The sequence below is a fragment of the Ruegeria sp. G10 genome (genome assembly GCF_056533645.1).
The window spans coordinates 62,499-75,940 of sequence record NZ_JBQFOQ010000014.1 but is presented as its reverse complement, the minus strand read 5'-3'; the positions used below and the strand labels follow the sequence as shown (position 1 = coordinate 75,940).

The following is a 13,442-nucleotide window of genomic DNA, read 5'->3' as shown; positions in this document are numbered from 1 at the left end:
ATGCGTTTTTAAGCCGTTATCTGGGCTTCATGCCCCTAAACCCAGCCCGTTATTCTGAAAGAACCCAGATGTCTAAGTCGCATATACAGCGCCATGTAACAGGAGAACGTTTCTTCCTCAGGCTTTGCGTGCCTTGGTTGCAAATACGCGCTTTATCAGGATCAATCTCATGATCGAAGGGCCGCCCCATTTTTTCCATGTAACGAATGATCCGACGAGAAATGACTAAAAAAACATACTCCGATTGCTTCTCCAATGAGCCGACCAATCTCTGCCACGCATCAAAGCTACGTCTGTTCACAGTCCAGCATAAAAGCGTTCTTGATCAGTTCGACGCAGGCTTATGGTATCGCCCCGATTGGGCGGTCGCTGAGTTGAGCGACAAAGAGCGGATGGCCTATGAGTTCGCACTGGAGACAATGGTTCGCCTGGAACTTTCAGATGGTCGGAATCCTCCTGTTTGGGCGTGGCAATGTGACCGGGAAAAAGTAGCCCAGCTTGCCAATGAACTTCTTTCTGAGGCCGAGCGCGAGAAGGGCGTCCATGTTGTTTTGGAGTTGTGTGTTCCAACGGATCGGACCCTACGAAGTTCTTATCATGGCTGGTGCGATCTCTATTTCCGCTGCCTTGAAACCGGTTTATTGGACAAGAGCGCCCGCTGGCTGGATTGGGAAGCGGTTGATCCAAGAGACGATGATGTCATACAGGTATTGCTGCCTGGTTTGAGCCAAAGCTGGATCACTGGGACCTGGCCACTCGCGCCGCCAAAAACGCCCGATCACCGATATCGTTTGTTCTTCGCAGCAACCTCTCTTTGCGCGCTTTTGCTTTTACTGGCGTGGTTCACCACCCCCCTGATCTTTGCGTTTGTCGAATGGCCGACAAATTCGAACGGGTTTTCCTGGCTAAAGGCGCTATACTCCTTGTCTTACTGGGCCGGGATTCCACTGCTCATAGCCGGGCAGATCGCGTCTCTCGTATCCGCGAGAAAGAAGTGGACAAGGGCAGCGTACAGTGTGCCTTTGGCGATACTCTCTGTTTTTTCTGTTGTCGCTGCCACGCTGTTTATTCTGACCTGAGAAGGCACGTGAAACATCAACGCGTCGGTGTTCTTAAGACGGTGGTGGTTCAGAAGTTCTTTTGTGTAATCTGACAGCTCCCTCCAGACTGGTTAATTTAGTCTTCCAAATGGTGTTGCCTGAACGAGCTGGGCGTTTGACCTGTTGTGGATTCAAACTGCCGGGTGAATGCACTTCGGCTTGCAAACCCAACCATTTCGGCGACGCGTTTCACCGGCAAAGATGTCGTTTGCAAGAGGCTCGCCGCGCGACGGATCCGCAGGTCACGGAGAAGTTCCATTGGCCCGGATCCATAGCTTTCGGCAAAACGCTTGGCAAAAGCAGATCTGCTCATACCGACGGTATCGGCAAGGCTCTCAACGCTGTGCGGGTCTCCGGGGCGATCCATCATAGTACGTAGCGCGTTCCATACAGCCGGGTCGCGTAGAGCAGCCATCCAGCGTAGCGCAGACTCTTTCTCGTTCAACCGACGACGCAGTATCTCGATCATGATCTGGAGCAAAAGCGCGCGGATCATTGGGCGGCTTCCCAGGTTGGGAGCTGTCAGCTCTCGCAACACTGCACGAAGGATAGGCTGCACAACGTCTTCGCCATCAAAATTCTCCAGGATAGGAACATGGATCAGATTAATAAGATCGGCTCCGCCTTTCAGCCCAATGGTCACGCGTGCGCAAAGTGCCAAAAGTTGCCCCTGTGGTTCGGTCGTTGCCTCGGTAGCTTCAAGTATGTGCGCGAGAGTCAGTTCCGCAGGTTTGCAGGCGGGAGCAAGGTTCTTTTGAAGACCGAAGCTCCGCAGCTCATGGCTAAAGAAACCCGGCACCAGAACGAGGCTGCCTTTGCTTACAGATATCGGAGACAACCCACGAAACCTGATCTCGCCTTCTCCGCTTAAAATATAGTGCAGCGTTGCCATGGAGTCCGGTTTAAGTCCGATATGACAAGGCCCTTGAAGCTCACACAGCGCGAACGGCTCAGCACCGATCTCCAGGTTTTCGAAGATATGTTCGTAGCTCAAGCGATCCTCCAGCACGGTATTTGGACGGAAAAGCACAGCGCGAGCAGGATGCGCCCCGCATCAAGACGCGAAGGCACTTGGGTTGCGCCATCTTTGGGGAACGCAACCCAAAAGGAGATAAGACCATGTGTAACTGTTCTGATCACAATCGTGGCAGTGGCGAAAACCGTATGTCGCGCCGCGCGATGCTCACTACTGGGATCGCGGGCTCTGCCGCGGCCGCCGTGACTGCGGTTGGTGGCGTCGCGCAGGCCCAGGAATCCAGTGACCCTTACGCCCGTCCGGCTGAACCCGCTCTTCCGCCCTCGGACATGAAGCTGGACCTGAACCGCACGGCGCTCGTGGTCATCGACCCGCAAAACGACTTTCTCAGCCCAGAGGGTGTCACATGGGGGGTCATCGGTGCGTCGGTGCAACAGCATAACACTGTCGACAACATTGAGACTTTGTTTAAAGTCGCCAAAGAGCTCGACATCACCACAGCTGTGTCGCCGCATTACTACTTCCCGACCGATCATGGCTGGAGATTCGAAGGTGCGTTGGAAAAGCTGATGCATAAAATCGGCATGTTCGATCGCGCCGGTCAGTTGAACCTGGACGGTTTCGAAGGCTCGGGTGCCGACTGGCTGGAGCAGTACAAACCGTACATTAACGACGGCAAAACGATCGTTGCCTCGCCCCATAAGGTTTATGGCAACGAGAGCAACGATCTGTCTCTCCAACTGCGTAAGCAAAAGGTGGATCAAATCATTTTGTCGGGGATGTCGGCAAACCTGTGTGTTGAATCTCACATGCGCGAGCTGCTGGAACAAGGTTTTGAAGTAGCCGTGGTTGAAGACGCGACCGCGGCGGCGCAATTGCCAGAAGGTGACGGTTATCTCGCAGCTTTGGTCAACTTCCGGTACATGGCAAACGCTGTATGGACCACTGAGGAAGCTGTTGCGCAAATCCGCGCTGCGGCGACTTAGTACAATAACGCAAGGGTGGCAGAAGTGTTGCCCTTGCACTTCCAACCAAATGCTCAGGTTTGCACCGAGCTGATCGCCACGATCAGAACCCATGCATACGCTTCGCCCATTGAATGGCGATGATCAGGCCTTTGCACCGAGGTAGCATAGCAAGAGAAACTCCAACTGATACGACAGACAAAACGAGAGCAACCATCAGGGGTTCCGGGTCGCCATACGCGTAGACGATGTGCAGCACAAATCCCAGCAGGTGGCAGACAATCAAAATCGTCAGATATGCTGGCCCGTCATCGGCTCTTTGATGAGACAGATCCAAGCCGCAGTGATCGCATTGAGACCGGACCTTTAGATACGAGTGCAACAAGCGTCCCTCGCCGCAGCGGGGGCATTTCAGACATAGCCCGTTCCAAATCGCAGGCTTCATCAGGCGTGTGTCTTCCAGGGTATCAATTGATTCAACCATGAAGAAACTCCGTGTGTATTCGAGCATTGTATGTAAATATGCATCATAATTGCATGCAGTCAATATAGGAGCACACAAGAATTGCATCGCTATGCCTTGATGCAATTCCAGCCCTCCTTTAAAGACGTGGCATGCATTGGCGAACAGGCGGCGAATATGAACGCGCAGCATTGGGTTCCTGAACTCGAACATGCGGAGCTACCGCAGTACATTGCGATTGCAGAAGCGATTAAGTTGGACATCGCATCCGGCCGCCTCTCTCCCGGTGATCGGCTTCCACCGCAGCGCCAGATGGCACAATCACTTGGATTGGATGTCTCTTCTATATCAAGAGGTTACGCAGAAGCCGCGCGACGTGGGTATGTCAAAGCACATGTTGGCAGGGGGACTTTTGTAAGTGATCCCGCGTCCGACGAACCAACTGTGGATCCAAGGCGGAACCTCGAAGAAGACCCTCGCATGAACATGCCGCCAGAACCAGATGATCCGGTGCTCATTGCCAAAATGCAGGCCGGTCTCGCCCATGTGTCCGCAAACATTGTGCCCCTTCTTCGCTACCAGACGGCCATTGGAAGCACAAAAGATCGTGAGATTGCCTCACTTTGGATCGCACAAAACGGTCTATCTTGCTCCATGGACACTTTGGCAATAACGCCGGGAGCCCATGCGGCTATCGAAGCGGCGCTCCGCGTGCTAAGACAACCACAAACTGTCATCTTATGTGAAGCCATCACGTATCCCGGCATCCGTACAATTGCAGCGGGCTTGGATCTCAAACTCATCGGCCTTGAAGAAGATCCACATGGGGTGACGCCAGATGCGTTGAAAGCGGCGCTAAAGACCCACCCAGATGCGGTCCTTTACCTCAACCCGACCTTGCGCAATCCCACGACACAGACCATGCCAGCCCAGAGGCGTCGGGAAATCGCCGCAATATTGGACGCGCATAAGGTGCCTCTCATCGAAGACGATGCGTACCGTTTTGTCACAGACCACGCCCCGCAACCCTTAGCTTCATATGTTCCGCACCTCGCATGGCATGTAATGGGAGTATCGAAAGTATTCGGAGCAGGTCTGCGCCTAGCGTTCACGCATATACCAGGTCCCGCTCTGTCAGGCGCGTTTGTGAAGGCGATCCGTACCGGGCAGGTCATGGCAAGCCCGCTTAGTTTGGCGTTGTTGAGCACTTGGCTAGACGACGGAACAGCATCCGAGATTCAAGCGTTTGTACGCGCAGAAGCCATACAACGGCAGCAGGTCGCAGCAGAATGCTTGTGCGGCTTTGATGTCAACGCCGATCCTGTAGCGTTTAACACCTGGATAAACCTTCCTGAGGGCTTTAGCAGGGCTGAAGTTTTGTCGCGTATGTCTAAGAGTCCAATGGGACTAATGCCGAGCGACGTGTTCACGGTCCTTGGTGATGCACCCGAAGCCTTGCGTGTCTGTCTCGGCGGGCCAATTCCGACCAACAGCCTGCGCCGCGAACTTCTGACCCTTAAAGAGGTGCTATTAAACTCGGAATGGATCGCTTAGGGCAGGCTGTTCTTCAAAACACGCGGCCTGTTAAAGATATTCCTATCTATCAATGTGTTAGCGAATGGCAGTGCATAATATCGGAGCCGTTCGTACACTACCGAGCCTAAGCGACATCCTTAGTTCAGATAGCTGTAGCACTCTATAATGCTGACTAGAGAGGTGGCGTGAGTTCTGAGGCGCCACAAACTGCAGGTCTTTGCAGGAGATCAAACGCAACTTCTGCCCCCACGGATTGGCCAAACAGGCATCGCCGAACCGTCAGTGTTGCCTGATGATCGAATACTGCTCTCAGATCACATCGACAAAACTAGGGTCGGGATTCATAACCAATAAATGACGGTTGCCGCGAGGGCGATTGCGGAGAGGAAAACCTTGGAACAGCGATCATAACGTGTCGCGACACGTCGCCAATCCTTGAGTCTGCCAAACATAATCTCGATGCGGTTGCGTCGCTTGTAACGGCGTTTGTCATATTTGACGGGCGTCTTGCGTTGCTTTCTGCCGAAGATACAGGCGTGTATCCTTTTGTCTTTCAACGCTTCTCTGAACCAGTCTGCATCATAGCCACGATCCCCGAGCAACCACTCGACCTTCGGCAAACCGCTGAGCAGCGCCCGTGCGCCGTCATAATCGCTGACTTGACCAGCAGTGACGAATAGGTCAATCGGTCGTCCCTGACTGTCGCAGATGTCATTCAATTTGGTGTTCATGCCGCCTTTGGTTCAGCCGATCAGGCGTCCGCGCCCCCTTCTTTTGCGGCCATCCAGCACGATCCGGATCTTCTCTTCGGCTGAGTACTGTTTGCGTGTCGCCCGCTTGATGTCTTTGACGATCTTCTCGCCGGGGCTCTTACTCGTCTTTCTCATCCTCCACTCCTTAGTGGTTACGATGAGCCAAGAACACTCTATTATCAAATACCGCTAGTTGGACCCATAGGCGCTGACGTCAGACAGCCATTATTCCCTCTTAAAATCTGCATTCTACAGTAGTGTTTTGACTTGGCTTTCAACCAAAGCGGTATCTTTGTCACCGCCTTACTTTGTCAAAATCAAGGCACTTTGCTGAATTTCCAAACCCGGGTAGGGATATCCTGACCATTGAAAACGTGAACCGATTCTATTCGTCTGATTTCTTTGGGGCTTTAGATTCTTGTGCGTGAGCCTAAAGTCAGTCACCAACTCGCCCTATTTCCGCGTCACCGATTGGTTTTGTCGCTCAATTGTGAACTTTTGGTCATGAAGCCTATGACATGACGTAGTGACCTGATATTCTGACCAAATAGTGCTCATGAAACCCGCAAGATTTAGGGGCAAATACGACCTATGTTCAAATTGGAACGCTATCCGGAATGGGCTGCCGGGGCTGGCAATATCCCAGTGTTTCAGTTTGAGGCTCAGGCCCAATGACGCGGAGCATCCTTCTGATCGGCGAGGCTATGGTCGAATTTGCGCGCTCTGCGGCTGAGAACAACTGGTCGAGGGGATTTGCAGGGGATGTGTTCAACACCGCGTATTATCTGGCAAATCTGAACAACAGCTCAAAACCCGTCCAGTTTTTCTCGCGCATCGGGACGGACAAAACATCACAGAGCTTTTTGAGATTTGCGGCGAAAGCCGGGATTGGGACGGATTTCACCTCGCAGGCGACCGATCGTCAAATGGGGCTTTATACGATTGATCTGGAAGGTTCAGAGCGGCATTTTTCCTATTGGCGCAGCACCTCGGCTGCGCGCCAGATGCTGTCTGATCCTGATGTGCTGGACCGGGCTCTGGCTGCCTCTGATCAGGTTTACCTTTCAGGTATCACTCTGGCGATCCTCTCACCGCAGGACCGCGCGACCCTGCTGAACCGCCTTGGGAAGGGTGGCCAGACGGTGATGTTCGACCCGAACATCCGCCCACAACTTTGGGAGGCCGACAGCGTGGCGCAAGCTGCGATCAAGTCTGCGGGGCAGGTTTCGGATTGGGCGTTTCCGACATTTGACGATGATGCCCGGCTGTTTGGTGATCCGGATCCGATGGCCACGGCCCATCGGTATCTTGGCTACGGCGCTGCGGAAGTTGTGGTGAAATGCGGGGGCGAGGCCTGTCTTGTGGCGACGCCAAATGGCGTTCAGAAAGTTGCTGCGCAACAGGTGGTGCCAGTTGACACCACAGCGGCGGGGGATTCGTTCAACGCGGCTTATATCGCGGCGCGCAATTCCGGGGCCACGCCCGCTGACGCTGCCGCCTTTGCGCATCAAGTCGCATCGGTGGTTATCCAGGAATATGGCGCGCTTGTCGAATTGCCCGCCGATCTCAGGAAAAAGTGACATGAAAAAGAAGCTCAGATCGCAAAACTGGTTCGACAACGCAAATGATCCGGGGATGACAGCGCTTTATATCGAACGCTACCTGAACAGCACTTTCACGCGCGAGGAACTGCAATCGGGCCGACCCATCATCGGGATCGCCAACAGCGGTAGCGAACTGGTGCCGTGCAACAAGATACATTTGTTCCTGATGGATCGGATCAAGGCGGGCATCCGCGATGCAGGCGGCATCCCGATGGAGTTTCCTGTCCACCCGATTCAGGAAACCGGCAAACGCCCGACTGCTGCGCTGGATCGGAACCTTGCCTATCTGGGGCTGGTCGAGGTTCTGCACGGCTACCCTCTGGACGCGGTGGTTCTGACAACCGGATGCGACAAGACCACTCCGGCGATGCTGATGGGGGCAGCGACGGTGGATTTGCCCGCGCTTGTTCTGAACGGCGGCCCGATGCTGAATGGCTGGTGGAAAGGGCGCCGGGTTGGATCGGGAACTGTGATCTGGGAAAGCCGCAAATTGATGGCAGCGGGTGAGATCGACAGCGAGGAATTCATGTCGCGCGCCTGTGCCTCGGCCCCGTCGCTGGGGCATTGCAATACGATGGGCACCGCGCTGACGATGAACGTCCTTGCCGAAGCTCTGGGCATGGCATTGCCCGGAAGCGCGGCGATCCCGGCCCCGTTCCGCGAACGGATGGAGGCCGCCTATCAGACAGGGCTCCGAATTGTTGAAATGGTCGGGGAAGACCTGAAACCCTCAGACATTCTGACCCGTGCGGCGTTTGAAAACGCCATTGTGGTAAACTCGGCCATTGGCGGGTCAACCAACGCACCGCCGCATTTGCAGGCCATCGCCCGGCACGCCGGGGCCAGGCTGGATGTGAAAGACTGGGAAACCGTTGGGTTCGACATCCCACAGCTTGTGAACATGCAGCCAGCGGGCGAGTATCTGGCCGAAGAATTCTATCGCGCAGGTGGCGCGCCTGCTGTTATCGGAGAGTTGCTGTCAGCCGGACTACTGAATGCGGACGCTATGACTGTTAGCGGCAAGACCGTTGGCAAAAATTGCGGCGCAGAACGTTCGCAAGATACGAATGTCATACGGCGGGCACACAGCCCGGTTCGTGAAAGCGCCGGGTTTGCGGTGCTGTCGGGGAACCTGTTTGACTCGGCGCTGATGAAAACATCCGTTATCTCACCGGAGTTTCGTGAGAAGTATCTGACGGATGAACGATTTGTGGGGCGCGCCGTGGTATTTGAAGGCCCAGAGGACTATCACGCACGGATTAATGATCCCGCGCTTGGCATAGATGACCGCAGTTTCCTGTTCATCCGAAACGTCGGTTGCGTCGGTTATCCCGGTTCTGCCGAGGTGGTCAACATGCAGCCGCCCGACGCACTGATCGCGCAGGGTCTGGCACATCTGCCAACAGTCGGCGACGGGCGGCAATCGGGCACATCGGAAAGCCCGTCGATCCTGAACGCCAGCCCCGAAGCCGTTGTGGGCGGCGGGCTGGCTTTCTTGCAGACCGGGGATGAGGTTGAGCTGGATCTTGAAAAAAGAACGGTGAACGCCTTGGTGACCGAGGATGAATGGGCCAGACGCAAAGCGCAATGGCAGCCACCCCGCCTTGAGAGCGCGACCCCCTGGCAGGAAATCTACCGCCGGAATGTCGGGCAACTTGCGGATGGCGGCTGCCTGGAACTGGCGGTCGAATATGCGCAAACCTCAAAACGTCTGCCCCGCAACAATCACTGACTGACGGATCATCCGAAACGAAGACGGCACCCGCCTGCGCAGGTGCCGTCGATCTTTTCTTTACACCGGTAAGTTACCGCTCAAGCTTGCCGACGCCCGAAAAGCGGAACGCTTCCTGTTCAAGCGCGTCGATCTCATCCACAGACATCTGGTCATGCGCCACTGTAATCCGGCCCAGGAAGACCAGCGGAAGCTCATCTTGCCGACCCTCCAGATGGTACTTGATCGCCTCGGCCGTGGCCGCGCCCACATCGTCGCCCATGCGCATCGGGGTCGCGTCCAGCTCGCCCCGGCGAATGGCTTCCAGTTCTAGACCCGTGCCACCCCAGCCGGTCGAGAAAATCTCTTTCTCTTTGCCGACGGCCAGTTGCGCCTCGACCGAACCCATGGACATGGCGGTGTTGGCGTTGTGGATCACCTTGGCCTCGGGATAGGCTTGCAGGATCAGCTGGGTGCCTTCGAACCCGCCTTCGCGCTGGTATTCGCCGTAATGTTCATAGACGACATCCCAGTTGCCTTTCTCGGCCACGCAATCCTTGAAATCGCCCGAACGCTGATTGTCGGTGATACCCGGAATACCGCGGTTCATGGCGTAGACAACATCATTGCCAAGACGTTCAACCATGTAGTCGCAGATCTTGATCGCGCCATAGGCTGACGAGAAATCCATCCACATATCCGGCTGGTTTTCCAGATATTGCAGCGGGGTATGGAAGGCCCAGACAAAGGTGGTCAGATCGGGATTTGCCGACAGTTTGTCGATGTTGTCGGCCTGGGTGGCCAACTCGGACGGCCCGAAAATGACGAAATCATAGATGTCGGCATCCTGATCCACTTGCTGCGCATAGGTCGATTGCAGCGAATGTTCGATCTGGCGCGATGCGAATTCGCGGGTCTCGTATGCGATACCCAATTCGTCCAGTCGCTTGGTCACAGCAAGATAGGAGCGCGCCCAGAAATCCGAAACATCTGCCGACGGGTAAATAAAGGCGATCTGAACCGGGTTTTCCTGCGTGCCTTTGAACGGAACCGCTTCGGCACCGGTCACGTCTTGCAACGCCTCCATCTTGCCGGGCACGTTCACCTGTTCGATCAGCCAGAAATCCCGCTCTCCGTCATCGGGCAGCGCCTTGAGCGGCAACTCCTGCGCCATGGCTGCGGATGCGACAAGGCTGGTCGCAAGAACCGTAGAATTGAATAGTTTCATGTTTTCCTCCCTAGGTTTGATTTCTTTTTGGCCTCAGCCGCTTGGGTTCGGATCCCCTCCGAACAGCATGCCCAGCACGACAACGGCCACGAATGCGGCGATCAGAACCGCGATCAGCTTGGCGATGCGGCGGTTTTCGGCGCTGGCAAACAGCGCGCCGATACTGCCGCTGCCATCGCGATCCTTCTTGCCGATCCAGGTGTAGACGGCGACGGACAGGATGATGACCACGCCCGAGGCAACCGACTGCCAGAAGAACTCGATCCGCAGCGTCACCAGAGCGTTCACCATCATCGACAGCAACAGCACGCCCGCAAAAGACCCGATGATCGAAGCGCGCCCGCCGAACAGCGAGGTGCCGCCGACGACCACAGCCGCGATGACATGCAGGTTGAAGTAAGGCGCCGATGTCGCCTGTACTGCGTTCAGCTTGCCGGTCAGCATCAGCCCCGCCAGCCCCGCCATCGCGCCCATCAGCACATAGGCGTAGATGCGATAGCGATCGACCGCGATCCCCGTCATCTCCGAGGCTTCGGGGTTTGATCCGATGGCGATCGTGTAGCGCCCGAAATAGGTGTCACGCAGAACGAAATAGCCGATGACCAGCGTCAGTATCCCGATCACAACCGGCGTGGGCAGGATGACAAACATCTGGCCGCGTCCAATCTCGGTGATCAGCTCGGGGAACCGGGCCAGCACCAGCCCCTTGGCCAGCACCAGCGCAAAGCCCCGATAGACAAGGTCCATGGCCAGCGTACCGATCAGGTCGGGTACGCGGAACACGGTAATCACCAGACCGTTGACCAGACCCAGAAGCGCGCCCAGTGTGATACAGACCAGCACTCCGGCCCAGGGCGCAAGCCCCCATTGTTTGACCATGAAGGCCATGCAAATCGCCGACAATGCGGCGACCGAGCCGATAGACAGGTCAATCCCGCGTTGGGTGATGACAAAGGTCATCGCCATTGCCATCGGCATATACAGCGCGGCATCCAGCAGAATCTGGTTCAGGTTCGACAGGCGGAAATACCGGGCCGGTTCCACCGCAGCCATGAACAGCCCGATCAGCAGGATCATCGCAAGCGGGCCCAGAACGCCCATATAGGCATCCAGCCGTGCTGTCAGGGTTTGGGGGCGAGTGGCGGTTGTGTCGTTCATGTCTCTCTCCCTCAGGCGGCCGTCTTGGTGCCGACAATCATGCCCAGCACGTCTTCGTTGGTGACCTCGGCGGTCTTGACGACGCCCACGCATTCGCCTCGCCGCTGCACATGGATGCGGTCGGATATTTCGAACACGTCATCCAGCGAGTGCGAGATTACGATCACCGCCAGCCCCTGGTCGCGCAGCGTCTTGATCAGCTTCAGCGTTCGCGCGGTTTCCTGCGGTCCGAGGGCCGCGGTCGGTTCGTCCATGACAAGCACGCGCAGATCGTCATGCCGGACCGCGCGCGCGATGGCGACCGCCTGACGCTGACCACCCGATAGGCTGTCGGTTTCCACATCCATCGAGCCAAGATTGACCCCCAGACGGTCCTGCAGAACGCGGCGCGCCTCGTCCCGCATACGCCGGTTGTCGAGGATTTCTATGCCCAGCACCTTGCGCGTCAGCTCCGAGCCCAGAAACAGGTTTTGCGCAGGCGTCAGGTGATCGGCCAGTGCAAGATTCTGGTACACCGCGTCGATGCCGTTGGCGATGGCATCGGAATGGTTGGTCATGGAAAACGGTTTGCCGTCCAGAAGAATTTCGCCCTCGGTCGGCTGGTAAACGCCCGTCAGAACCTTGATCAGCGTCGATTTACCGGCCCCGTTGTCGCCAACGATGGCCAGAACTTCTCCGGGGTAAGCGTCGAGATCAACGCCCTCCAATGCGTGGACGCCGCCAAAACGTTTCGAGATTCCGCGCATGGAAACTATGGGTGATTTATCCGTCATGATCGTGCCCTTATCCGGTCGTTGTGCCCGGCGCGCACAAGGCGCGCCGGACGATAAGGCGGTTCGGGGAGACTTAACCGCCTACACCCCAGATTTTCTTGTAGGCATCGCGATAGCCGTTATCGGGGTCGAAGGTGTTGTTGGGTCCGCCATCGAATTCGATGTTGTCCGGCGTCACCACATGCAGCGGTGAGTTGAAACCCGACCAGTCTTCGCCCGCAAAGGCGCGGTTCAGCTCGTCAATCATCTGCCAGCCCTGCAGGTTCAGCGGCTCGGCCACGGTGACGGCCTGATATTCCTGCGTGCGGACGCGCTGATAGGCGGCTTGACTGCCGTCACCCGCGGCCACCGCAATCGGCCCGCCATCCCCGGGAATACCCGCAGCAGCCAGCGAGGGGCCCATAAAGTCGAAATACAGGTCGTTGATCGCCAGACTGTGAGTCCACTTGTTCCCGTGTCGCTGCAACAGCGAGGTGGTCAGCTGCGGCATCCGGGTTGAGGTTTCGGCAATCGGCGTATCGACATATTCCAGCACCGTGCCGCCCAGCTTTTCGATGGCTTCCTTCATCCAGTCGGCCTTGTCGATGGCGATCTGATAGGTCGAATCGGTGAAGATCACGACGGCAGGCTGCTCATCCGCGTCGACAAAGGCCCAATAGGCCGCCGCCAGCGACACATCGCGCGCATTGGTGGTGATGTTGGCAAAGATACCCACATCCGGGGCCGGGCCATTGTCGGACGTGGCGTGCCACGAGACCATTGGAACGCCAGCCTCTTGCGCCGCTTCCATGCCAACCTGCTGTTCGGTCGGGTTGAACCCGTTGATGATGATCCCATCCGGGTTTAACGCCAGCGCTTGACTGAACGCAGCCGTCCGACCCGAAACGGTGCCGCCGCCCTCGATCAACCGCAGATCCCAGCCGATGGCTGCGGCGGCCTCTTGCGCGCCTTCTGCCGCGCCAAGCACACCCCCGTTGGTCAGATCCGAGGCCAGCATGACAACCAGCTTGTCGGGCTGCGCTGCCGGTCCTGTTGTCGGGCCGGTCCATGTGTCCTGACGAGACGCGAATTGCGCGATGAAGTCCTTTGCCTCATTCACCGATTGCGCCGATGCGCCGCCGGTCATTGCCAGAGCGGCAACTGCACTGGCCAACAGAGTTCTTCTGAGCATTTGGT

11 protein-coding genes and 1 pseudogene are annotated in these 13,442 nt (G+C 56.6%); 5 read left to right on the top strand and 7 right to left on the bottom strand.

The annotated features are described in order from the left end of the window. Nucleotides 1-221 precede the first annotated feature (221 nt). Nucleotides 222-1,079 carry a hypothetical protein gene (locus ACR0KM_RS18795; RefSeq protein WP_480861217.1) on the top strand — a complete coding sequence of 286 codons (858 nt, stop codon included), beginning with the start codon at nt 222-224 and terminating at the stop codon, nt 1,077-1,079. Between the two features lie 97 nt (nt 1,080-1,176). Here ACR0KM_RS18795 and ACR0KM_RS18790 read toward each other — a convergent pair whose 3' ends face one another. Continuing rightward, complete coding sequence (locus tag ACR0KM_RS18790) at nt 1,177-2,094, bottom strand: AraC family transcriptional regulator (RefSeq protein WP_480861218.1); 918 nt, start codon at nt 2,092-2,094, stop codon at nt 1,177-1,179. Nucleotides 2,095-2,114: 20 nt separating this feature from the next. Here ACR0KM_RS18790 and ACR0KM_RS18785 point away from each other — a divergent pair, with 20 nt between their 5' ends. After that, entirely contained in the window at nt 2,115-3,062 is a 948-nt protein-coding gene (locus tag ACR0KM_RS18785; RefSeq protein WP_480861219.1) for a cysteine hydrolase family protein, read from the top strand. Between the two features lie 82 nt (nt 3,063-3,144). On the opposite strand, the gene ACR0KM_RS18780 is transcribed toward ACR0KM_RS18785, so the two are convergent. Beyond that, complete coding sequence (locus ACR0KM_RS18780; protein ID WP_480865543.1) at nt 3,145-3,696, bottom strand: DUF983 domain-containing protein; 552 nt, start codon at nt 3,694-3,696, stop codon at nt 3,145-3,147. On the opposite strand from ACR0KM_RS18780, the gene ACR0KM_RS18775 reads away from it, so the two are divergent. Then, nucleotides 3,682-5,058 (top strand): aminotransferase-like domain-containing protein, encoded by a 1,377-nt coding sequence (locus ACR0KM_RS18775; protein WP_480865541.1) that lies wholly within the window; start codon nt 3,682-3,684, stop codon nt 5,056-5,058. The two genes, ACR0KM_RS18780 and ACR0KM_RS18775, sit on opposite strands and share 15 nt — an antisense overlap. Before the next feature lie 323 nt (nt 5,059-5,381). On the opposite strand, the pseudogene ACR0KM_RS18770 reads toward ACR0KM_RS18775, so the two are convergent. Further along, a pseudogene (locus ACR0KM_RS18770) lies at nt 5,382-5,816 on the bottom strand (IS5 family transposase); the annotation flags it as partial. Between the two features lie 647 nt (nt 5,817-6,463). Between ACR0KM_RS18770 and ACR0KM_RS18765 the strand changes: the two are divergent. Next, nucleotides 6,464-7,372 carry a sugar kinase gene (locus tag ACR0KM_RS18765; RefSeq protein ID WP_480861222.1) on the top strand — a complete coding sequence of 303 codons (909 nt, stop codon included), beginning with the start codon at nt 6,464-6,466 and terminating at the stop codon, nt 7,370-7,372. A 1-nt stretch (nt 7,373) separates the two neighbouring features. Further along, entirely contained in the window at nt 7,374-9,128 is a 1,755-nt protein-coding gene (locus ACR0KM_RS18760; protein ID WP_480861223.1) for an IlvD/Edd family dehydratase, read from the top strand. 73 nt (nt 9,129-9,201) lie between these two features. Here ACR0KM_RS18760 and ACR0KM_RS18755 read toward each other — a convergent pair whose 3' ends face one another. The 4 genes from ACR0KM_RS18755 to ACR0KM_RS18740 form a co-directional block, all read right to left on the bottom strand. Next, nucleotides 9,202-10,335, bottom strand: coding sequence for a substrate-binding domain-containing protein (locus tag ACR0KM_RS18755; protein WP_480865539.1), 1,134 nt, complete (start codon nt 10,333-10,335; stop codon nt 9,202-9,204). Nucleotides 10,336-10,368: 33 nt separating this feature from the next. Continuing rightward, on the bottom strand, nt 10,369-11,493 hold the full coding sequence (locus tag ACR0KM_RS18750; RefSeq protein ID WP_480861225.1) for an ABC transporter permease: 1,125 nt from the start codon (nt 11,491-11,493) through the stop codon (nt 10,369-10,371). An 11-nt stretch (nt 11,494-11,504) separates the two neighbouring features. Then, on the bottom strand, nt 11,505-12,266 hold the full coding sequence (locus tag ACR0KM_RS18745) for an ATP-binding cassette domain-containing protein (protein ID WP_480861226.1): 762 nt from the start codon (nt 12,264-12,266) through the stop codon (nt 11,505-11,507). Nucleotides 12,267-12,339: 73 nt separating this feature from the next. Then, the gene (locus ACR0KM_RS18740; RefSeq protein ID WP_480861227.1) at nt 12,340-13,437 is read right to left on the bottom strand and encodes a substrate-binding domain-containing protein; all 1,098 of its coding nucleotides are present in this window, start codon (nt 13,435-13,437) and stop codon (nt 12,340-12,342) included. Nucleotides 13,438-13,442 lie beyond the last annotated feature (5 nt).

Coding starts and splice junctions, on each gene's coding strand:
- ACR0KM_RS18795 (WP_480861217.1), top strand. CDS start 222: ATGACTAAAAAAACATACTCCGATTGCTTCTCCAATGAGCCGACCAAT.
- ACR0KM_RS18775 (WP_480865541.1), top strand. CDS start 3,682: ATGAACGCGCAGCATTGGGTTCCTGAACTCGAACATGCGGAGCTACCG.
- ACR0KM_RS18780 (WP_480865543.1), bottom strand. CDS start 3,696: ATGCTGCGCGTTCATATTCGCCGCCTGTTCGCCAATGCATGCCACGTC.
- ACR0KM_RS18765 (WP_480861222.1), top strand. CDS start 6,464: ATGACGCGGAGCATCCTTCTGATCGGCGAGGCTATGGTCGAATTTGCG.
- ACR0KM_RS18760 (WP_480861223.1), top strand. CDS start 7,374: ATGAAAAAGAAGCTCAGATCGCAAAACTGGTTCGACAACGCAAATGAT.
- ACR0KM_RS18755 (WP_480865539.1), bottom strand. CDS start 10,335: ATGAAACTATTCAATTCTACGGTTCTTGCGACCAGCCTTGTCGCATCC.
- ACR0KM_RS18750 (WP_480861225.1), bottom strand. CDS start 11,493: ATGAACGACACAACCGCCACTCGCCCCCAAACCCTGACAGCACGGCTG.
- ACR0KM_RS18745 (WP_480861226.1), bottom strand. CDS start 12,266: ATGACGGATAAATCACCCATAGTTTCCATGCGCGGAATCTCGAAACGT.
- ACR0KM_RS18740 (WP_480861227.1), bottom strand. CDS start 13,437: ATGCTCAGAAGAACTCTGTTGGCCAGTGCAGTTGCCGCTCTGGCAATG.